Source organism: Halorubrum sp. Boch-26 (assembly GCF_029889805.1).
Taxonomy (GTDB): Archaea; Halobacteriota; Halobacteria; order Halobacteriales; family Haloferacaceae; genus Halorubrum.
Genome location: NZ_JARANT010000015.1, coordinates 20358 through 41887 on the forward strand (window position 1 = coordinate 20358; position 21530 = coordinate 41887).

18 protein-coding genes and 1 pseudogene are annotated in these 21530 nt (G+C 69.0%); 9 read left to right on the forward strand and 10 right to left on the reverse strand.

Translation table 11 applies throughout. From position 1 onward, the window contains the following. Positions 1-79 precede the first annotated feature (79 nt). The 5 genes from OQF71_RS03825 to OQF71_RS03845 form a co-directional block, all read right to left on the reverse strand. A complete protein-coding gene (locus tag OQF71_RS03825) occupies positions 80-1582 on the reverse strand; it encodes a TrkH family potassium uptake protein (RefSeq protein WP_280585914.1) in 1503 nt (500 codons plus the stop codon). A gap of 7 nt (positions 1583-1589) precedes the next feature. After that, a complete protein-coding gene (gene trkA, locus OQF71_RS03830; protein ID WP_280585915.1) occupies positions 1590-2927 on the reverse strand; it encodes a Trk system potassium transporter TrkA in 1338 nt (445 codons plus the stop codon). A gap of 93 nt (positions 2928-3020) precedes the next feature. Beyond that, entirely contained in the window at positions 3021-3938 is a 918-nt protein-coding gene (locus tag OQF71_RS03835) for a mechanosensitive ion channel family protein (RefSeq protein WP_280585917.1), read from the reverse strand. After that, complete coding sequence (locus OQF71_RS03840) at positions 3938-4183, reverse strand: YhbY family RNA-binding protein (RefSeq protein WP_280585918.1); 246 nt, start codon at positions 4181-4183, stop codon at positions 3938-3940. The genes OQF71_RS03835 and OQF71_RS03840 overlap by 1 nt, the downstream gene beginning before the upstream one ends. Before the next feature lie 89 nt (positions 4184-4272). Beyond that, positions 4273-4719, reverse strand: a complete 447-nt coding sequence (locus OQF71_RS03845; RefSeq protein ID WP_280585919.1) for an SHOCT domain-containing protein — start codon at positions 4717-4719, stop codon at positions 4273-4275. Between the two features lie 149 nt (positions 4720-4868). On the opposite strand from OQF71_RS03845, the gene OQF71_RS03850 reads away from it, so the two are divergent. The 3 genes from OQF71_RS03850 to OQF71_RS03860 are packed head-to-tail and all read left to right on the forward strand — an operon-like array spanning position 4869 to position 7695. After that, positions 4869-5939: a metal ABC transporter substrate-binding protein gene (locus tag OQF71_RS03850; RefSeq protein ID WP_280585920.1), complete on the forward strand. Its 1071-nt coding sequence runs from the start codon at positions 4869-4871 to the stop codon at positions 5937-5939. Continuing rightward, positions 5936-6691 (forward strand): metal ABC transporter ATP-binding protein, encoded by a 756-nt coding sequence (locus OQF71_RS03855; protein WP_280585921.1) that lies wholly within the window; start codon positions 5936-5938, stop codon positions 6689-6691. Before OQF71_RS03850 ends, OQF71_RS03855 begins: the two co-directional genes overlap by 4 nt. Continuing rightward, complete coding sequence (locus OQF71_RS03860) at positions 6688-7695, forward strand: metal ABC transporter permease (RefSeq protein ID WP_280585922.1); 1008 nt, start codon at positions 6688-6690, stop codon at positions 7693-7695. The genes OQF71_RS03855 and OQF71_RS03860 overlap by 4 nt, the downstream gene beginning before the upstream one ends. Here the strand turns inward: OQF71_RS03860 and OQF71_RS03865 are convergent. Both OQF71_RS03865 and OQF71_RS03870 read right to left on the reverse strand, forming a co-directional pair. Further along, entirely contained in the window at positions 7692-10217 is a 2526-nt protein-coding gene (locus OQF71_RS03865; RefSeq protein ID WP_280585923.1) for an MMPL family transporter, read from the reverse strand. The genes OQF71_RS03860 and OQF71_RS03865 overlap by 4 nt on opposite strands. 42 nt (positions 10218-10259) lie before the next feature. Continuing rightward, positions 10260-11933, reverse strand: a complete 1674-nt coding sequence (locus OQF71_RS03870; protein WP_280585924.1) for a hypothetical protein — start codon at positions 11931-11933, stop codon at positions 10260-10262. Positions 11934-12102: 169 nt separating this feature from the next. On the opposite strand from OQF71_RS03870, the gene OQF71_RS03875 reads away from it, so the two are divergent. Next, the gene (locus OQF71_RS03875; protein ID WP_280585925.1) at positions 12103-12783 is read left to right on the forward strand and encodes a TetR/AcrR family transcriptional regulator; all 681 of its coding nucleotides are present in this window, start codon (positions 12103-12105) and stop codon (positions 12781-12783) included. Positions 12784-12795: 12 nt separating this feature from the next. On the opposite strand, the gene OQF71_RS03880 is transcribed toward OQF71_RS03875, so the two are convergent. Next, positions 12796-13497, reverse strand: coding sequence for an HD domain-containing protein (locus OQF71_RS03880; RefSeq protein WP_280585934.1), 702 nt, complete (start codon positions 13495-13497; stop codon positions 12796-12798). Positions 13498-13705: 208 nt separating this feature from the next. Here OQF71_RS03880 and OQF71_RS03885 point away from each other — a divergent pair, with 208 nt between their 5' ends. From OQF71_RS03885 to OQF71_RS03900, 4 genes are all read left to right on the forward strand, one after another. Next, on the forward strand, positions 13706-14638 hold the full coding sequence (locus OQF71_RS03885; RefSeq protein ID WP_280585926.1) for a cation diffusion facilitator family transporter: 933 nt from the start codon (positions 13706-13708) through the stop codon (positions 14636-14638). A gap of 96 nt (positions 14639-14734) precedes the next feature. After that, positions 14735-15424, forward strand: a complete 690-nt coding sequence (locus OQF71_RS03890; protein WP_280585927.1) for a DUF2071 domain-containing protein — start codon at positions 14735-14737, stop codon at positions 15422-15424. A gap of 170 nt (positions 15425-15594) precedes the next feature. Further along, positions 15595-16059 (forward strand): PH domain-containing protein, encoded by a 465-nt coding sequence (locus OQF71_RS03895; RefSeq protein ID WP_280585928.1) that lies wholly within the window; start codon positions 15595-15597, stop codon positions 16057-16059. Beyond that, the gene (locus OQF71_RS03900; protein WP_280585929.1) at positions 16056-18020 is read left to right on the forward strand and encodes a PH domain-containing protein; all 1965 of its coding nucleotides are present in this window, start codon (positions 16056-16058) and stop codon (positions 18018-18020) included. Before OQF71_RS03895 ends, OQF71_RS03900 begins: the two co-directional genes overlap by 4 nt. Before the next feature lie 18 nt (positions 18021-18038). On the opposite strand, the gene OQF71_RS03905 is transcribed toward OQF71_RS03900, so the two are convergent. Continuing rightward, positions 18039-19184 (reverse strand): acyl-CoA dehydrogenase family protein, encoded by a 1146-nt coding sequence (locus OQF71_RS03905; protein WP_280585930.1) that lies wholly within the window; start codon positions 19182-19184, stop codon positions 18039-18041. A 114-nt stretch (positions 19185-19298) separates the two neighbouring features. Between OQF71_RS03905 and OQF71_RS03910 the strand changes: the two genes are divergently transcribed. Further along, positions 19299-20366: a phytoene/squalene synthase family protein gene (locus tag OQF71_RS03910; protein ID WP_280585932.1), complete on the forward strand. Its 1068-nt coding sequence runs from the start codon at positions 19299-19301 to the stop codon at positions 20364-20366. Positions 20367-20388: 22 nt separating this feature from the next. On the opposite strand, the pseudogene OQF71_RS03915 reads toward OQF71_RS03910, so the two are convergent. Beyond that, positions 20389-21492: pseudogene (locus OQF71_RS03915) on the reverse strand (helicase-related protein); the annotation flags it as partial. Between the last annotated feature and the right edge of the window lie 38 nt (positions 21493-21530).

The following is a 21530-nucleotide window of genomic DNA, read 5'->3' on the forward strand; positions in this document are numbered from 1 at the left end:
GTGTATTCGATCGCTATGGGGGTTGCTCGTTCGCTGTATTAAACTGTCGAAGGGACGACGCCGAGAGGCTGAAAGGGAGTCACGACATCCAGAACGCTTTCGTGAACAGCACGAGTACGGGAATGATCTCGATTCGTCCGATCCACATTAAGACGATCATCACGGCCCGAGTGCTCATCGAGAACGACGCGAACGTCCCGTACGGGCCCGCGTCGCCGAACGCGGGGCCGATGTTGAGGAACGTCGTCGCCGCGGCGCCGAGCGCCTCGAACTCGGTCACTCGGAGGTCTCCCCGTTCGGCGTCGACGACGATGAACACGGCGAGCAGGAAGAAGATGATGAGCGACAGGAGGAGGTACGCGTAGATGTCGCGGATCGCGCTCTCGTCGACCGACTTCCCCGAGACGCGGACCGGCCGAACCGCCTCCGGGTGGACGGCGGTGTAGAGGTTCCGGCGGAACGACTTCAGCGCGACCAGCCACCGGAGCGACTTAATCGAACAGGTGGTCGACCCGACCATCCCCCCGATGAACATTCCCATGAACAGCATGTGCTTCGCGGCGGGCGCCCACAGCACGTAGTCGGTGCTGGCGTACCCCGTCGTCGTCACGATCGACGCGACGTTGAAGACGGCGTGCCGTATCGTCCCCTCGGCGCCGAATGCGGTGCTGGGATCGAGGAACAGCCCGACGGCGACGATCGACGCGAGCGTCCCCATTGCGCCGAGATAGAAGTGGAACTCCTCGTTTTTCAACAGGCGCATCGGCTCCCCGTTGATGAAGAAGTAGATGAGCACGAAGCTCGTCGAACCGATCACCATGAACGGGACGACCGCCCACTGGATCACGGGATGGAACGCGCCGACGGAAAGCGGCTCCGGGGAGAACCCCGCCGTGGCGACCGACGTGAACGCGTGCGCGACCGCGTTGTACAGGTCCATCCGCGGGTCGACGGCGAGCCCGAGCAGGAAGTAGGTGATGACGGCGAGCCCCGTGAGCCCGAAGTAGGTCCCCCAGATGAGCTGCGCGGTCCGCGAGATCTTCGGCGTGAGCTTGTTGACGTCCTGCGTCTGCGACTCCGACTCCATCAGCTGCGCCCCGCCGACCCCGACCTCGGAGAGCACCGCGGTCGCTAAGATCAGAATGCCGAGCCCGCCGAGCCACTGGATCACCTGCCGCCACATCATGACCGAGCGCGAGTGGAGCGAGAAGTCGCGCAACACGGTCGCGCCCGTGGTCGTCAGCCCGCTCATCGACTCGAACATCGCGTTCACGGGATGCGCGACCGTCCCGACGCCCGCGACCACGAACGGGATCGCGCCGACCGCGGCGACGAGGAACCAGATCAGCGCCACCGCGAGGAACGCCTCGCGGGGCCCGAGGTTCTCCTCCGGGTCCTGCACCGACCGGAACGCCGCGCCGAGAGCGAGCGAGACCGCGATGGCCGCGACGAACGGGAGCGGCGACTCGCCGTAGTAGAGGGCGATCAGCAGCGGGAACGCGAGCGGAACCGGGAGGGCGGCAAGGACGTCGCCGGTGAGCCCCACGCTCGCCCGCCAACCGACCCGGATACCGGAGGTCACGAAACTTTCACGCCATCGAGGTGATCGCGCTCACGGACTCCGACTCCACGAACAGGATGACGTGATCGCCGGCCCGGAGCACGGTGTCGCCCCGCGGCGTGACGAGCTCGTCGTCCCGCGTGATCGCGCCGATGACGAACCGCGCGTCGCTGTCGGCGACGATCTCCGATATCGGCCGACCGGTGAGCCCGCACCCCTCGGTGAGTTCGAGCTCCAACACCTCCGCCTGGTCGTTCTCCAACACGGCGATGTTCTCCGCGACGCTCTCGTAGGTGAACCGCGTTATCTCCTCGGCGGTCACGGTCCGCGGGTTGATCGCGATGTCGATGCCGATCTCCTCGAAGACGGTGACGTAGTCCGGGCTGTCGACGACGGCGATCACCCGGTCGACGCCGAGCCGCTTGGCGAGCACGGAGATGAGCAGGTTCTTCTCGTCGGAGCGGAGCGCGGTGACGACGATATCGGCCTCGTCGACGTGCTCGCGCGAGAGGAACTCCGTGTCGGTGGCGTCGTGTTCCATCACGACGGTGTCCGGGAGGTTCTCCGCGAGCCAGCGCGCGCGATCGGGGTCCCGCTCTATCAGCCGCGGCCTGAAGTCGCGCTCTTCCAGCAGCCGCGCGGTCTGGTAGCCGATCTCGCTGCCGCCGACGACGACGATCTCGTCGGCGCGGCCGGGGGTCGTTTCCGGCGCGAGGTCGGTCGCGAACGCCTGGACGCTCTCGGGGCTCCCGATCACCACCGCGCGGTCGCCGGCCTCGATGCCCGTGTCCCCGCGCGGGATCGTCATCTCGCCGTCGCGGAACAGTCCGACGAAGGTGAGCGACTCGAACCGGTCCGCCTCCGAGACGGTCTGCCCGGCCACGGGGCTCTCTTCGGCGATCTCGAACTCGGCCATCTGGACAAGCCCGCTCGCGAACGGGTCGACGTCTATCGCCGCCGGGAGCCCGATCACGCGGACGATATTCTCCGCCGTTTGGAGGTCCGTACACACCATGAAGTCGACGCCGAAGGCCCCCTCGCTGCTCTCCCAGGTCCGGAGGTACTCGGTGCTCTTCACGCGGGCGATCGTGAACGCGTCGCCGAGCGTCTTCGCGGTGCCGCAGGCGACGAGGTTCGTCTGGTCGTTGTCGGTGCAGGCGATGACCATGTCCGCGCGGTCGACCTCCGCCGCCGTCTGGATGTCCGACGCCGTGCCGTCGCCGGCGATCGTGAGCACGTCGAGCTCGTACTTGAGCTGCTCCGCGCGGTCGGGGTCGACGTCGACGACGACGACCACGTGGTCCGACGCGAGGCTTGAAGCGATGCTCGTGCCGACCTCGCCGGCCCCGATGACGACCACATGCATGGACGCAACGAGTTACCGGACCCTCAAGTTCGTTACTATCGATGTCGACGCGGTCTCGGAGACGTCGCTCCGCGATCCCTCGCCGATACCGGCTTACGAGTCGCCGCCGAGTCCGCCTTCTCCCGCACCGCCGAACGACGAGGGCTCGGACCACGCGTCCCGTCCGGAGACGGTGCGCTGCGGGAACGGGATGGTGATGTCCTCCTCGTCGAACCGCACTTTGACCGCCTTCACGTAGTCGGCGCGCGCCTTCACGAAGTCGGCCCGGGACGGGTCGTCGATCCAGATCCGCGACTGCAGGCCGACGTACGAGTCGGCCAGCTCGGTCAGCCGGACCGACGGCGCCGGGTCGTCGAGGATGGCGTCGCTCTCTTCGGCCTCCTCGACGATTATCTCGGTCGCCTTCTCGACGTCGTCCCCGTAGTCGATTCCGAAGACGAACTTCAGGCGCAGCGTCTTCTTCGCGACCGGGTTCTTCACCACGTCGCTCGTCAGGGCGTGGTTCGGCACCGTGAGCAGCTCGTTGTCGAACGTGCGAACGCGAGTGACCCGGAGCGAGATGTCCTCGACGATCCCCGAGTTCCCCTGCCACTCGATCCAGTCGCCGATGCGAAACGGCCTGTCGGTGTAAATGAAGACGCCCGCGACGAAGTTCTTGATCACGTCTTGGAGCGCGAAGCCGATCGCGAGCGTCGCCGCGGCGGCGATGGTCGCCAGCGACCGCAGGAATCCCTGATACCCCGCCGCGCCGAACGCGACCGTGACGCCCCCGAACAGCACGAGGAACGCGACGATCTTCTGGAGCGGGCGCCGCGCGTGCTCGTCGAGCCCCTGTCTGTCGAACAGGCGTTCCATCAGCGACGTGATGACGGCCTTATAAATGACGTACGTCGCGACGACGACGACGAGGAAGATCGCGGCGTCGATAACGATACCGGTCAGCGGGCCGAGAAACGGTTCCAGCGTCCCCGCGACCGCGACGACCGAATTCGTACCGCCCGCGGCGCTCATCAGTGAAGCACCGCCGTGTTCCCGCGCGTCTCCACGAGCTCGGCGTCGACCGCGTCGGCCAGCTCGGCGGCGAGCTCGTCGGTCGTGGTCCCGCCCCGCGCCGCGCGGAGAAACTTGGCCTTCACGAGCTTGGCGTCGTCGAGCTGATCGGCGGTCTCGTCGACGACGGCGTCGACGCCTTTCTTCCCGACCCAGACGGTGACGTCGAGGTCGTGCGCTTCCTTGCGGAGCTGTTGGTCGCTCATACGTCGTTCACTCGGTCGCGGCAGTTGAAGCTTGAGGTTCGCGGGTCGAGCAGGGGTACCTGCGCTTGTTTATATATACTGCAGGCGGTTCAGCGCTCGCGCTCGACATCGCGCTCCGAGTCCGCCCCGGCCCGGCGGCTCCGTTCGACGTACTCCGCGGCGTCTTCCGGTGTCTCCGTCTCCATCAGCCGGCCGAGCTTCCGCTCGAACTGCTCGTCGGTGAGATCGCCCTCGGCGTACCGGGTCCGGAGCCGATCGAGCGCGTCCTGCACGCGCTCAGGTCCGTCATCGACATCGGTCTCGGCGCTCGACTCGCGCTCGATCTCCGCGGCCCGCGCTCTCTCTTCGTCCCATTCTCTCTCCTCCTCGAACAGCATCGCGATCACCGGCACGACGACGATGTACCCGAACAGCATCAGCGGGAGCCACCACTCCACGTTGAGGAACAGCGCCGCGAGCCACGTTCCCGTCACGACCGTCGCCGCGATCCCGCTCGCGTTCCGCTTGAAGCGCTCGCGCACGGTGGTGCCCGCCATTATGCTGCGCCTCTCGGCCTGCCGACTAAATCGTATCGGCGGTCTCGTGGCGCTCCGTCGTGTTTCTCCGCCCGCCGACAAAATTAGACTTATCTAATCTTTTTATTAGATCCAAAGGGTATTATATACACCTCGCCAAACAAGCGGTAATGAGTACCGACACGAACGAGACGACTGGCGTCTACCGGCGGCGGTTCGCCGGGATCGGCGCAGGCGTTCTCGCGGGCGGTCTCGCGGGCTGTACGGGGAACGCGGCCGATCCGGGAACTGGCAGCGGGGGTTCGGCGGCCGACGAGTCCGGCGACGACGACGGCGAGTACACGGTCGTGGCGTCCTTCTTCACCTTCTACGATTTCGCCGACACCCTCGCCGAGGGGACGGCCCTGACGGTCGAGAACCTAGTGCCGACCGGGCTCCACGGCCACGGCTGGGAGCCGGATCCGTCGATCCAGCGCCGGATCACCGACGCCGACGCCTTGGTCCACGTCGGGCCCGACTTCCAGCCGTGGGTCGACCGCGCGATCGAGACGCTGGCTGCGGAGTCGACGGAGACGGCGCTTATCAACGCCCGAGCCGGGGTCGAGCTGCTCGACCTCGCCGACTCGCTCACCGAGGAGGAGGCGGTCGAGGACGCGAAGGACCCTCACTTCTGGCTCGACCCCCAGCGCGCGAAGGTCGCGGTCGAGAACATCGCGGACGGGCTCGCGGCGCTCGCTCCCGACGACGAGGCGACGATCCGCGAGAACGCCGCCGCGATCGACGCGGAGCTCGACGCTCTCGACGAGGAGTGGACGGCCGTCTTCGACGCCGCCGAACGCGAGGTGGCGTTTCTCGCCGCGCACAACGCCTTCGCCTACGTCTCGGAGCGCTACGGCGCGACGATCGAGCCGCTGGTGGTGAATCTCGCGGCCAGCAACGACGTTCGGCCGGCCGACATGCAGCGGGCGCAGGACACGATCGCCGACAACGACATCCGCCACATCGGCGCGGCCGTGTTCGAACCCATCCGCCCGGCGAGACAGCTCTTGGAGCAGACCGACGTCAAGGCGTACTTCCCGGTGACGCCGTACGCCGGCACCGCCGAGTCGTGGGTCGAGCGGGGGTGGGGGTACTTCGAGATCGCCCGTCAGGTGAACCTCCCGACCTTCCGGATCCTGCTCGGGATCGCGGACCCCGCCGACGTGACGTTCGCCGACTACGGCCGAAACTTCGAGCCATGAGCGGGGAGTCACCCCTCGTCGACGTCCGCGGGCTGACGTTCGGCTACGCCGCGACGCCGGTGATCGAGGACGTGGACCTGCGGGTCGACCGCGGCGAGTACGTCGGGATCGTCGGCCCGAACGGCTCCGGGAAGAGCACCCTGCTCCGCCTCGTGTTGGGCCTCCACGAGCCTGACGCGGGATCGGCCGAGCTGCTCGGCCACCCCGCCCGGGCGTTCGCGGAGCGGGAGCGCGTCGGCTACGTCGCGCAGGACGTGACCGAAGACGAGAAGCGCATGCCGATCACCGTGAGCGAAGTCGTCCTCATGGGGCGGTTCCCGCACGCCGGCTTCGGCCGCGTGACCGAGGCCGACCGCGACCGCGCCCGCGACGCGCTGGAGACGGTCGGGATCGGACACCTCGCCGACCGGAAGATCACCGCGCTCTCGGGCGGCCAGCGACAGCGGGCGTACATCGCCCGGGCGCTCGCCGGCGAGGCGGAGCTGCTCGTCCTCGACGAGCCGACCGTCGGCGTCGACGCCGAGTCGGTCGACGCCTTCTTCGACCTCCTCGACGGGCTCGTCGCGGACGGGCTCACCGTCCTGCTCGTCGAACACGACATCGGCGCCGTCATCGAGCACGCCTCGCGGGTGGTCTGTCTCAACCGCGAGGTGTACTTCGACGGCGATCCGGCGGCGTTCGCCGAGAGCGACGCGCTCGACCGGGCCTATGGGACAAACGTCCGTCGTGAGGAGGGGGGGATCGTCACGTGACCCCGCCGGTCTCTCTCCCGACGACCGCGCTGATTCCCCTGCTGAACGCCCCCGTTGAGCTCCTCTCGCGGCTCGTCGGGCTGTGGAGCGACGGGCTCGGCTGGGTCGGCGACCGGCTCGGGATCGCGATGCTGGAGTACGTCTTCATGCACCACGCGTTCCTCGTGGGCGCGCTCATCGCCGTGATGGCGCCGCTGATCGGCACCTTCCTCGTCCACCGGCAGCTCGCGCTCATCGGCGACGCGCTCGCGCACACCGCGTTCGCGGGGGTCGCCGTCGGGCTGTTCGTCAACTCGCTGCTCGGCACGGGGATCTCGCCGTACGTCACCGCGATCGTCGTCGCCGTGATCGCCGCCTTGGCGATCGAGCTGATCGCCGAGACCACCGACGCGTACAACGACGTGTCGATGGCGATCGTGCTCTCGACCGGGTTCGCGCTCGGCGCGGTCCTCATCAGCCTGAACACCGGCGGGCTCGCGGTCGGGATCAACCAGTACCTGTTCGGAAACCTCTCGACGGTCTCGCGGGAGAACGCCGTCCTGCTGGTCGTCCTCTTCGCGATCGTCTCGCTGGTCGTCACGATCACCTACAAGCAGCTGCTGTACGTCACGTTCGACGAGACGGCGGCCCGCGTCGCCGGGATCGACGTCCCGTGGTACAACCGTCTGATGACGACGCTGACCGCCCTCGTCGTCGTCGGCGCGATGCAGATCATGGGCGTCATCCTCGTCGCGGCGATGCTCGTCGTCCCCGTCGCGGCCGCCGCGCAGCTCGCCCGCGGCTTCCGCGAGGCGCTGCTCGCGTCGGTCGTGCTGGCGCAGATCGCGGTGGTCGCCGGGATCACGCTGTCATTCAACTACAACACGACCGCCGGGGGCACGATCGTCCTCGTCGCCGTCGGCGTCTACATCGCCGCGGTGCTCGCCGGGAAGGTCCAGTCGCGGCGCGCGGGCGACGAGGTCCCGGAGCGCGCCGACGACGCCGAGAAACCGACGAGCGACTAGTCCGCCCGTTCAGCCGACTCGTCGCGAAGCCCGCCGTCGAGCCCCAGCCCGACGCGGTCGCCGTACCGGTTCCAGACGACAACCAGCGACGGGACCAGCAGGATCGAACAGAGGTACGCGTACAGCACGCCGAGCGCGAGCAGCACGCCGAAGTCCCGCAGGAGCGGGATCACTGCGAGCCACAGGACGCCGAGCCCGCAGACGGTCGTGAGCATGCTCCCGGTGAGCGCCCCGCCCGTGCCCGCGATGGTGACGTCGAGCGCCTCGTCGACCGCCTTGCCGGCCTTGAACTCGTCGACGAACCGGTGGACGAAGTGGACGGTGTAATCCACCCCCAGCCCGATCGACACCGAGAGGATCGGCGCGTTGATCGGCGTCAGCGGGATATCGAACAGCCGCATCGACCCGACGAGCAGCCCGACCGTGACGAGCACGGGGACGAGGTTGAGGAGGCCGTAGACGGCCTTCCCCTCCAGGTAGGCGTACGACAGCGCGAGGAACACCGCGGTGAGCCCGAACGCGGCGAACAGGCTTCGGATCGCGGAGGTCGTGAGCCGGTCGATCACGGCCTCGTTGACGACGAGATCGCCGGTCGGCACCGCCTCCAAGGGGGTGCGCTCGGCGAGGTCGCGGACGTCCGCGACCGCCTCGGAGTTGTCGACGCCGGGGCGGATAGTGTAGTCGATCCGCGCGCTCCCGCGATCGGCGGCGAGGTACCCGCGTGCTTGGCCCCGGGCGGGCGAGTCGAGCAGCGCGTCGTACACCTCGTCGACGTCGCGGTCGGGGACCCCGGTGCCGAGCCGGTCGTTGCGATCCACGAGCGCGCTGAACTCGGGGTCCCGTTCCGCTTGGTCCCGAATGACGGTCACGACGCTCGTGGACGCGGCGCGCCGCTCGTCGGTCGTCGCGAAGGTGTCCGGCGGGTTGCGCGTGGTCCGGTCGATCAGCTCCAAGGCGTCGTCGTCGCGCACGGACTGGTCGACGTACAGCGTCACGCTCCCGACGAAGCTCTGCTCGAACTCCTCTTCGAACAGCGAGAGCACCCGGAGGAAGGTGTAGTCGGTCGGCGCGAACGGCTCCGGCAGGTTCGAGTACGTCTCCAGCCGGTCCTCGTCGGGGAAAAAGGCCTCCTCGGAGAACTCGGTGTTCACGCCGGTCCCGTACGCGCCCCCGACCGCCCCGCCGACGAGCAACACGGCGACGACCGCCACGGGAGCGACCTTCGAGAGGTCGACGCCGACGCGCAACACGCGCCCGAGCCGCGAACCGCCCGACCCGAGCGCGGTCGTCCCGAACTCGGGGATCGGGAGCCGCTCGCGCCAGCGGTCGACGAGCACCTTCGTCGCCGGGAGGAACACGCCGAACACCGCGAGCGTGAACGTGATCCCCGCCGCGGCGACGATCCCGAAGTCCCGGTTCGGCTCGAAGGGGCTCACCACGTTCGACACGAGCCCGAACACGGTGGTGATCGTGACGAGCAGGAAGGCGATCAAAAGCTGGTCGGTCGTCGTCCGCATCGCGGCCGCGATCGAAAGCCCCTCGCCGCGCTCCTCCCGATAGCGGTTGACGATATGGATCCCGAAGTCGATCCCGACCGCGAGCAGCAGCGGGAAGACGGTGATGAGCGAGTCGGAGAAGGGGATCCCCGCGTACCCCATGAACCCGAACGTCCATAACAGCGACAGCAGGAGGGCGACGAGCCCGATCCCCATGTCGATCGGATCGCGGTAGGCGAACACGAGGAAGCCGAGGATGAGCAGCAGCGCCGCGGGGAAGACGATGATCGCGGTGTCGCCGAGCAGCGCCGTGATCTCCGACTGAAGGATGCCGTCGCCGAAGAGGACGGCGTTGTCACCGGCCTCGTTGCCCGGGACGGAGTCGACGACGGCGACGCTCTGCGTCTGCAGCTCGGTCACCCGACCGGTCGTCGCCGACTCGGGCAGGTCGTAGGTGATACCGACGATGGCGGCGTCGGCTCGCTGGGCGGTCGGATTGTAGTCGACGGACACCTGTGCCGCGACGGCCCCGGACGCATCGGCGTCCGTGATCGCCGCCCGCAGCTCGGCCGGCGTCGCCTCCGCGACCGCGTCGCGGCGCTCGCCCGGCGCTTCGGCGGACGGGTCGAGCTGTCTTGCGATCGCGTCCGCGTGGCTCGTCGTCGAGCGTACCCGGAGAGTCGACCGCGACTCCAGCCGATCCTGCGTCTCCAGGACGCGGATCAGCGTCGACCGCGAGAGCACGTTGTCGTCGGTGACGATGACCTGCGCCGACGTCGCGGACCCGCCTATCGACGTCTCGAACTCCTCGTCGATGTCGTCGAGCGCGCGCTGCGCGGGGATGTCCTGCGTGAACTGGTCGGCGCCGGCCGAGGTGGTGATCCCCGCCAGACCGCCGACGGCGACGACGCTGACGAGGAGGAAGACGGCGATCACGGCCGCCGGTCGGTCCGTGACGAGCGCGTCGACCCGCTCGACGATCCGGTCGGCCGCAGTCACGGCCGCCTCCGTCGGCTCCGGGCCCATCGCTCGATCAGATTCGCGCGGGCGCTGTGGTCGCCCATCCGGTCACCGCCGCCGATAGCGGACGACGGCTCCAGCGCCGGCGACGACGACGAGGAGGCCGACGGCGATCGGGACGAGCGGAAGCCCGCCGTCGTCGGTCGACTCCGTCACCTCGACCGGATACTGGGTGACGTCCGAGATCCGGTCGTTGCCGCGTTCGTCGTCGTAGCGGAAGTCCAACTCGATCGGGTGGGTCTCGACGCTCGCGCCGGACGAGGCGGCCACCTCGAAGCTGATCTCGGTCGACTCGCCCGGCGCCAGTTCGTCGATGAACGCCTCGTCGTTGGGGGCCGAGAGCGGGCTGTCGGCGTACAGCCCGGCGTTGATCGACGAGAGCGTCTCCGGCCGCTGGTTGGTGATCTCGAAGGTGACCCGTCGCGTCTCGCCGGCCGGGACGGTCGCGTTGTTCGCGACGAGGGCGAACTCGGGCTGGCGCGGCGCGACTTCGATCCGACGGGTCTCGTCGACCGCGATGGTCGAATCGCCGTTCGTGTACTCGGTGGTGAACCGGAACTGACGGGGGCCGGGGTCGGCGCTCCCGCTCACGTCGGCGTCGAACGAGAACTCGACGGACTCGCCCGCCGAGATCTCCGGGAGCGCGTACCGCCGCTCGCCGATCGTCACGCGGTCGCTCTGCGGGTCGGCGACGAGCACCGCGTCGTCGACGTCGAGCGGCCCCTCGTTGGTGAGCGTCCCGCTAACGGCCCCGGAGTAGCCGACCTCTAAGCTTCCCTCCACCCCGTCGATCGAGAACGACTGTTCGCCGATCGGCACCACGCCGGCCCGAGAGGAGGGAGAGGTCTCGTCGATCCCGTCCGGGTCCCGATAATCGACGGACGTGACGAGCGCGTACGCTCCCTCGCCGAACGACGAGGATATCGTGGAATCAAACGTCACGGTCCGGTTCTCTCCGGGCGCCCAGTCGCCGACGAACGTCTCGGCGCTCCCGTCGCCGACCACCGCCGCGCTGCTGGTCGTCGTCCCGGAGACGACCGCGTCGCGGGCGGCCTCGTCGCCGACGTTCCGGAGCGTCGCGGTCACGTCGCCGCCCCCGCCGACCTGGGCGTCGGTGTCGGTCTCGACGATCGCGAACCGCGCGCCGTCGTCGACGACGATCGTGACGTCGAAGCGGTCGGTGCCGCGCCGGTCCTTGTGGTCGTTGAACTCGGGGATGACCTCGAAGGTGTATCGGTAACGGGCCGTCACCTCGACCTCGTACTCCCCGTCCGGCACGTCGTCGGGGACCGTAACGTCGAGCGGAACCTGGACCGGGCTCGCCTCGGTTCGCACGTCGCCGACGACGGTCCGACCGTCGCCGACCTCGATCGGTACGTCGCCGTCGTCGATCTCCAGCGTGAGCCCGCGTGCCGTCGTCACCCGCGAGTCGAGCTGGTTCCCGAACACCATCTGCCCGGTGTTGAGGATGTCGAGGGTCACCGTCGATTCGGCGCCGCTCGGCACCGTTCGCTGGGAGGCGAACAGTTCGAGCGCGGGTGATCCGCGGATCTGTCGATCCGTCGTCTGCGCGGCGATATCGTCGTCTGCAAGGGAGGAGGAGGGCGTGGGCGCATCACCTCCCGCGGGCGCCGCGGCCCCAGCGAACGCGGTGGCGCCGACGAGGGCCGTAACGGCGACGGCCACCAGTACGAGCGTGCCGGCCCGTGCGAGCCGACTCATCTCCCGCCCCCGTCGCCGTCCCCGTCGACCGCGGTCGAGCCTCGAGCCGCCGATCGACCGCCGAATGCCTCGCGTCGAGTCATACGGTCGTATGGATCGCTCCCGTGTTAAGCGTGTTGAATGAACGTTCAATCAGGGCCGATTTATACGTGGCCGCGGTACGTCGCCCATGCACGACCCGTTCGCGGAGCCGACCGACACCCGTCAGGCCATCCTCGGGGCGGCGTTCCGCGCGCTCTGCGAGCACGGGTACGCCGACCTCACGATCAGCCGGATCGGCGAGGAGTTCGACAAGAGCCCGTCGCTCGTCTACCACCACTACGACGGGAAAGACGAGCTGCTCGTCGACCTGCTCGGCTTCCTCCTCGACGGATTCGAGGCGTCGGTGTCGGCCGGCGAGTTCGACCTGACGCCCCGAGAGCGGCTCGACGTTTACCTCGCGGCGACGACGGAGCCCGGGTCCGTCGACGACGAGTACGCGCCGGACGCCGAGTTCCTGACCGTCATCATCGAGCTCCGGGCACAGGCCGCCAGCGACGACGCCTACCGCGACCACTTCGACCGCAGCGACCGCGTGTTCGAGGCGTTCCTCGAACGGACCGTCCGCGAGGCGGCGGCCGCCCTCGACGCGGGGAGCCCGGCCGACGCGAACCTCGGCGACGCAACCGACGCGCCTCACGAGCCGTCTCGGATAAGCTCGGCGGAGGTCGCCTCTACGCTGCAGACGCTCGCGATGGGCGGGATGCTCCGCTGGGCGACGACCGCCGACCGCGACTGGGCGGACGGCACCCGGCGCGGCACCCGAAAATACGTAGAGACGATGCTCCCGCGGGTCGACCCGGAGAAGTGAGACGCGCCGCGCTCAGCGGTCGGTGACGCCCTCCGCGTCCATCCGCGTGACCTCTTCTTCTAACCACTCGCGGAGCCACTTCACGCGCTTGATACGCTGGTGGGCGATGCTCTCGGCGCTGTCGGAGACGACGCGCTCCGTGTGGTCGCGGGCGCGCTGGAGCACGCGGTCGACCATCTTCGCGGCGTCCATGTGCGTGCGAGACTCGTACCCCATCCGGAGCAGCATCAGCACGGCGCCGTTCGCGCCGACCTTGTCCAGCAGGTCCGCCTCCATCAGACACCGGCTCTCCAGCGGCACGTCGGCGAGATCGCCCGTGTACGAGTGCTCGACGACGGCCCCGCACACCTCCTCGACGAACGACTCGGGGTAGTTGCCGCGGCTCTGGAGGTACTCGCGGGCGACGCGCGCGCCCGCCTCGGCGTGCACGTCCTGTTCCGCCTCCAGCTTCGCCACGTCGTGAAACACCGCGGCCACTCGGACCACGTCGCCGTCGGCGCCCTCCGCCTCGGCGATCTCGGTCGCGAGATCGACGACGTTGAGGATGTGGTTGAACCGGTAGTCCGCGGAGTGCCACGGATACCAGCGCATTCGACCGCCGTCCACCTCGCTTTCGACGCTGGCTGCGAGGTAATCTCTCACAAACCCTTTCATTTCCTCGAAGTCCTCGTCGCTCACCTCCGTTTCCTTAATCTCGACGCCCATGGGGACCACCTCGGGCGAAAGACTCATAATTCATTATCGTAACCGAGGAGCGTTTCGTTCTTAGTCGTTACGACGGGAGGCGATCCGCGTTTTTCCGCAGAACGCACCGGTCGTCGACGGCCTCGACGGACCGGAACAACTTCACGCGCGTCCGCGGGTCGACGATGCCGACCGAAACGGCGAGGTTCTTAAACACGGCCGACGGCAACTTGGACGTATGTGGCGCCCGTGGGGCGACGGCGAGAAGGCTCGGTTCCAGCGAGCCGCGTGGATGAACGTCCTCGGCAACGCGGTGAAGATCGCGGTCGAGGGCGCGGCCGGGGTGACGTTCGGGAGCGTGGCGCTGCTGGCGGACGCCGCGCACTCGGTCGCCGATCTCGTCGCCAGCGCGGTCGTGTTCGTCTGGGGCGGCTCGCGGTACGACGACGCCGACGAGACGCATCCGCACGGTCACCAGCGGATCGAGCCGCTGACGGCGCTGTTCGTCGGCGCGACCATCGTCCTGCTCGGCGCCCTCCTGCTCCGGGAGTCGGTCGTCGGACTGATCGGTCCCACGGAGGTCGCTGCGAGCCCGGTCCTCGTCGCCGCGCTGCTGTTCGCGATGGTCGACATGTACCTCCTCTACTGGTACACGGAGCGCGTCAACGCGACCCTCGGATCGACGGCCCTGACCGCGCTCGCGGCCGACTGTCTCAACGATATCTACACCACCATCGCGGCGCTGGTCGGCGTGTTCGGCGTGCTGCTCGGATTTCCCGTCCTCGACCCGATTGCCGGCGCACTGGTCAGTCTCCTCGTCGTGTATCAGGGCGTCAAGATCGCCCGCGAGAACGTCACCTACCTCGTCGGGGCGGCGCCGCCGGCCGGTGACCGCGAGCGCGTCACCGAGGCGCTCCGCGAACACTCGGCCGTCGAGGGCGTGCACGACCTGACGGTGTATTACGACGGGACCGACTTGGAGGTCGAGGTCCACGTCGAGGTCGACGGCGGGATGACGCTCCACGAGGCCCACGCGGTCGAGACGGCGCTCGTCACCGGGCTCCGTGATCTGGAGGACGTCGGCGATGTCCACATCCACCTCGATCCCTCCGGACTCGGGGAGTGGAAGGAGGCCGAAGACGCCCCCGATTCACGGGCTCGGAGCGACTGACGAGGGCGGATCCCTTCCGGTCGCGCTCCGATCGCCGAACGCGGCGGTCGGCTCGCCCGCCGTGCGGGTTTTGCCCCTCGCGACCCTACCGTTCGTATGCTCGGACGCCGCTGGCTGGAGATGACGTGGCGCGACGGTCTGTTCCTTCATTGGCCGGTCGATCCCGCCGTCGTCGACGAGACGCTTCCGGAGGGTCTCTCGGTCGCCACCCACGACGGGGAGGCCTACCTCGGCGTCGTCGCGTTCGTGATGGAGGACATCCGTCCCCGGGGAGCTCCCGTCGGCCTCACCTTCCCGGAACTCAACCTCAGGACATACGTCGAGGGGCCGGAGGGTCCCGGCGTCTACTTCTACAACCTCGACGCCGACGACCGGCTCGGCGTCGCTGTCGCCCGGCGGCTGTTCGCCCTGCCGTACTACCGCGCCGAGATGAGCGCGGCGGCCGCCGGCGACGACGGGGGCGTCCGGTTCCGAAGCCGCCGGACGCACCGCGGCGTCCCGAGCGCCCGGTTCGACGCGACCTACGGGTCGACCGGCGAGGCGTTCACGGCAGACTCGGGGTCGCTCGCGGCGTTCCTCGTCGAGAACTACCGGTTTTACGCCCACGGCAACCGCCTCTACCGCGGCGAGATCGCTCACGAGCCGTGGACGCTGCGCGAGGGGACCGCCGAGGTCCGGGAGAACACCCTCTTCGCGGCGAACGGCTTCGAGCGACCCGACGGCGAGCCGATCGTTCACTCCGCCGAGAGGATCGACGTGAGTGCGGACCGGATCCGGCGGGTCTGACGCGAGACGATCGGGTTCGACCGCCGACGGGACCAACTCGCGGTCCTCTGGAAGCTCGGCGTGCGAACGCGAGCCGGTACGCGACGGAGCGAGCCCGTTTCGCCCGGACTTATACGTCGCCGCCGACAACGGCGGCGTATGACACGTGGACACGCGGCGGGGGAACGTCGATGACGACACAGTCGCTGCACCCCCGCATTCAGGTCGTGTGGGTCCTCCGTGCGGTGATCGTCGCGGCGGTGCTCTCCCTCCCGTTCGTCGGTGCGTTCTACCTCGATCGCCTCCCGAGGTGGGCGCCGGTCGTCGCGGGCGGCGTCGTCCTCGCGCTCGGCGTGGTCCACGCCGTGCTCAAGTACCGACGCTGGAGCTACGAGATCCGCGAGGACGCGCTGTACCTCGACCGCGGCGTGGTCACGCAGGTCCGGACGACGGTGCCGCTGGTACGGATCCAGCACGTCGACTCCCGACGCGGTCCGGTCGAGCGCAGCGTCGGCCTCGCCTCCTGTGTGGTCTACACGGCCGGCTCCCGCGGCGCGGACGTCCGAATTCCGGGACTGACGCCGGACGGCGCGAGCGACCTCCGCGAGGAGCTGAAGCGACTGGCGATCCGTGCGGACGGGGAGGACGCGGTGTGAAACTCGCGCCCCAGTCGGTCCCGTACCGCACACTCCAGAAGGTGTCGGGGTTCGTCGTCGTCGCCTTCTTCGTCGTGAACAGCAACGACTGGGGGCTCCCGGCGGCGGCGGCCGCCGGGGGCGCCATCCTTCTCGTCGCGCTCGCGTACGAGGTCGCCTACTACCGGCGGTTCGCGTACGATCTCACGGCGGACACGCTCGACATCTCCTCGGGCGTGATCTCGCGGCGCGAGCGGGAGATCCCCTACCGGCGGATCCAGAACGTCGACGTGAGCCAGAGCGTGATCCAGCGGGCGCTCGGGATCGCCGCGGTCGACCTGGAGACCGCCGGCGGCTCCTCCACCGAGGGGTCGATCCGCTTCGTCAAGCCGGAGGAGGCGACGCGGCTCCGCCGCGAAGTCCAGCGCCGCAAGTCCGGCGCGTCGGCCGGTGAGGCCGGTGCGGTGGACGGGGCTGCCGACGCCGACCGCGACGCGGTCGAGCCCGCGGAGGAGGACCTGTTCGCCATCTCGCCGGGCGAACTCGCCCTCGTCGGCGCGCTGTCGTTCGACGGCCGGCTCATCGGTCTGATGGCCTTTTTGGGCTCGGGATCGGTCCCGGTGCTCTCGGGATTTATCCCCGAGACGTCCGCCGTCGCACTCACTGCGACCGCCATCGTCGCCGTCGGCGGGTTGTTCCTCGTGTCGTGGATCCTCGGCGCCGGCGTCGCGTTCTCGAACTACTACGGGTTCCGCCTCTCGCGGGCCGGCGACGAGCTCCGGTATGAGCGAGGGCTGTTCCGGCGGTACAGCGGCTCGATTCCGACCGAGAAGATCCAGACGCTGACGATCACCGACAACCCGGCGAAGCGGGCGCTCGGCTACGCGAGCCTGTCGATCGAGACCGCCGGCTACGCCCCCGGACAGTCCAGTGACGGGGGGAGTCAGGCGGCCGTTCCCATCGCGACGACGGACCGCGTTTACCGGCTCGCCCACGAGGTGGAGTCGTTCGGGACGCCGACGTTCTCCCGCCCGCCGAAGCGGATCCGGTGGCGGTACGTCTTCCGGTATGCGATCGCCGTCGCGGTCCTCGTCGGAGTCGCCTTCGCGGTCGACTGGTACGTGACCCCTGACCTCCCGTGGTACGGACCCGCCGTTCTCCTGGTGGCGGTGCTGCCCGCGGCGCACCTGAAGTGGAAACACCGCGGCTATTGGCTCGGTGACGACCACCTCCTCACGCGCAACGGCTTCTGGAGCCGAACGGTGACCGTCGTCCCGTACTACCGGATACAGACCGTCATCGACAGCCGGACGATCTTCCAGCGCCGCTGGAACGTGGCGACGATCGTCGCCGACACCGCCGGGAGCAGCTCCATCGCCGGCACGTCGGCCGCCGCCGTCGACTTCGAGGTCGACGAGGCGATCGAGCTCCGCGAGGCGCTCCAAGAGCGGCTCCAGTCGGCGCTCGCGAGCCACCGCGACCGGCGCGACCGCTTCGAGTGGTTCGAGGGCGACCTCGACGACGCGGTCGAGTCGGACCGCGGCGACGATGTCGCTGCCGTCGACACCGCTGGCGCCGACGATGCCACGGACACCGAATCCGCCGAAGGCACCACCGAACCGGGTATCGCGGACACCGCCGGGACTCCCGACGCTGACCGCGATCCCGAGCGCAGCGGTATCGACGCCGACGACGCCGACGACGCCGACAACCGCGACGACGAGACCAGCCCGGAGATCCCCGACAACGGCGTGATCCGACCGGACTTCGCCACGAGCGAACGGGACTACTCCGAGCCCGCCGAACGGATCGACACCGGTGAGTACGCGGTCGACCGGTTCCCGTCCGACGCGGACGTGGCACGTCGGGGAGACGAACGAGACGAGGAGAGTGACGATGAGACTCCGGACGACGAGCTCTCAGACGATCCGGCCGAGACCGAGGAGGAGTCGGACGACGACACCGCAGGCGACGAAAAGTAACCCGGCACCCACCCCTGACTACTCGTCGAGCAACCGTTGCGCGATGGTGTTTCGCAGGACCTCGCTGGTCCCCTCGTAGATCTCCGAGAGCTTCGCGTCGCGGTAGAAGCGCTCGGCGGGGAAGTCCTTCGTGTACCCGTAGCCGCCGTGGATCTGGATCCCCTCGTTGGCGACCTCGCGGGAGATCTCGGAGGCGTACAGCTTCGCTTGCGCGGCCTCCTTGATGTAGTCCTCGTCGCGCATCTTCAGGTCCGCCGCCTCGTGCATGAGCAGCTCCGCGGCGCGGGCCTTCGTATCCATATCTGCGAGCTTGTGCTGGATCGCCTGGAAGTCGGCGATGGCGCGGTCGAACTGCTCGCGCTCCTGCGCGTACGACGCCGCCTCGTCCAGCGCGGCCCGCGCGATCCCGACCGAGCGCGCCGCGATCGTGATCCGGCCGCCGTTCAGCGTTTTTAAGGCCTGCACGAACCCCTCACCCTCCGCGCCGAGCCGGCGTTCCTCGGGGATCCACACGTCGTCGAAGCGGAGCTCGGCGGTCGGACACCCCTTGTCGCCGAGCTTGTCTTCCGTCCCCTCGACGACGAACCCGTCGTCCTCCTCCGGGCGGACGACGAACGCGGAGATTCCCTTCCGGCCCGCGTCGGGGTCCGTCTTCGCGAACAGGGTGACCGTGTCCGCGACGGAGCCGTTCGAGATCCAGAGCTTCCCGCCGTTCACGACGTAGCCGTCGCCGTCGCGCTCCGCGGCGGTCGTCATCGCCGGCACGTCCGAGCCGGCCTCGGCCTCCGAGAGCGCGAACGCCCCGATGTCCTCGCCGGTGTTGAGCGCGGAGAGATAGGTCTCCTTCTGACGCTCGTCGCCGAACTCGTACAGCATATTGCCCGCAAGCGAGGTGTGAGCGGCGACGACGGTGCCGAGCCCGCCGGAGCCTCGCGAGATCTCCGCGAGACCGATCGCGTAGCTGTGATAGTCGAGCCCGGCGCCCTCGTATTCGACGGGGAACGGCATCCCCATGAGCCCCAACTCCGCCATCTCGTCGATCAGGTCGGCCGGGAACTCGTCCGTCTCGTCGATCTCGGCGGCACGCGGAACGACCTCCTCGTCGACGAACTCCGCGACCGTGTCGCGGATCTGGCGCTGTTCCTCGGAGAGCGTGAAGTCCATGGCTACCCCTTCCCGCAGGGAAACTTAGCCGTTTCCACACGGTTGTACACGCCCTCCGAGTTCGCGCGTTCCACGAGGCTTTTTATGCGTTGTGCCGTAAGTGTCGGTAACTGAATGAGCGGACGAGCACACGGTCCCGCTGATCCCGATCTCTCGTGGTGTCACGAGGCGGTTCAGGGCGTTTCTCGGACCTTCGCGCTGACGGTCGACGTGTTGGAGGAGCCGATGGCCTCGCAGATCTGCGTGGGGTACCTCCTCTGTCGAGTCGCCGACACCGTCGAGGACGCCGGCCACATCCCTCCCGAGGCGCAAAGCGACGTGCTGCGCACGTACCGGAACGCCATCGACCCGGACACGGACGTCGACATCGCGGCGTTTCGCGACGGTGTCAACGAGTGGCTCCCGGCGCCCGCCGAGCGCGACGAGGACTGGGAGGTCGTCGCCGAGGCCCCGACGATCGTGGCGACGTTCGAGGACCTCGGCCCCGAGGCCCGCGGGGCGATCGTCCCGCCCGTGCTGGAGATGGTCGACGGGATGGCGATGTTCGTCGACCGCCACGCCACCGAGGGCGGGCTCCGCATCGACGACCGCGACGAGTTAGAGCAGTACTGCTACTACGCCGCCGGTACCGTCGGCAACCTCATCACGAACCTCCTCACCCGCGGCGACGTCGGAGAGGACCGGGCACAACAGCTCCGCGACACCGCCGAGGAGTTCGGACTCCTCCTCCAACTCGTCAACGTCTCGAAGGACGTGTACGACGACTACACCGAGGAGAACAACGTCTATCTGCCCGCCGAGTGGCTGGCCGACGAGGGGGTCGAACAGGAGCGCGTCGTGCACCCAGAGAACCGCGAGTCGTCCGCCCGCGTCGTCGGGCGTACCGCCGAGTACGCCCGGTCTTTCCTCGACGACGCGCAGGCGTACCTCGAGACGATGCCGCTCTCGAACGGGAACACGATGGAGGCGTGGACGGTCCCGTACCTGCTCGCGGTCGGCACCCTCCGCGAGCTCAGCTCCCGCCCCGAGGACGCGCTCACCGAGACCGGCGTGAAGGTGTCAAGACAGGAGGTGTTCGCCGTAATGGCCGTCGCCGGCGACGCCGGCCGCGATTCGCTGGCCGACCTCCGGCGGACGATCGCCCGGACGCCGTTCCACCGGGCCGTCGAGCCGGCCGACTGACGGTCGCTTTTCATTACGGATCTCAGAGTCTCGCCCGCGCCCGCGAGACCGCCGGCACGCTCACGCCGGTCGTCTCCGCCAGCGCCTCGGCCGCGCTCAACAGCCACTCGGCGCGCTCGATCCGCGAGTCGAGGTCGCCCGGCCCGATCCGGTACGCCTCCACGAGCTCCTCCACCGTCGACCCGCCGATCCACTCGTCGAGGATCCGGGCGGTCTTCACCGACTCCAGCCACTCCTCGAAATCGTCGGTCTCGTGCATCGCCGTGGTCAGATCGCCCGCGTTCGCCCGGGCGAAGCGGTAGATCTCGGCGCGTTCCTCGTTGCCGAGGTAGGTGTCCTGCATGTCCGGCGTGTCGCAGATCACCTCGAGGACGGTGAGCGTCGTCGCGGTCGACATCCCCGCGGCGGTCCGAAGGCCGGCGACGATTCGCTCGCCGGTCTCCGGCCTGACGTACTGCTTCGAGGTGGTCTCGCCGACGGGCGTGGCGACCAGCCGGTACTCGTCGACCCCGCCGGTCTCCCGGCGGACCATCCCGGCCGCGACGAGGCCGTCGACCGCGACCGCGACGGCGTCGGCGAGGCCGCCGGCGCCGGCCTCCCGGGCGTAGAAGGTGCCCTCGAACACGCCGAGGATCTCCTCTTCGGTCTCGGCGAAGCCGGTCGCGATCGCCGAGAGGACGTGGGTCCGGAGCGAGGCGGGGTCCGCGAGCGTCGAGTCGACGGCCTCTGGATCGCCCTCCACGTAGCGCTCGACGAGCTCGGCCTCGGTGTCGTCGTCGCCGACGAGCACCGCCTCGCCGTGCGGGTCGAGCCCGGGGCGGCCCGCGCGGCCGCACATCTGGTGGACCTCCAGCGTCGGGAGCCACTCCATCGCCGACCCGGCGTACCGCTTCTGGTCGCGGACCACGACGCGGCGCGCGGGGACGTTGACGCCGGCGGCGAGCGTCGGCGTCGCGCAGATACAGGCCGCGTCGCGGTCGCGGAACGCCGCCTCGACGACCGAGCGGTGGCCCGAGCGGAGCCCGGCGTGGTGGAACGCCACGCCCGAGCGGAGGCAGTCGGCGAGCTGTCGCCCCGTGACGGTGCCGTCGACGTCCTCGACCTCGTCGGCGGCGGCCGCGGCCGCCGACACGAATCACGTCTCCACGGCGGGCCCGTCCGAGG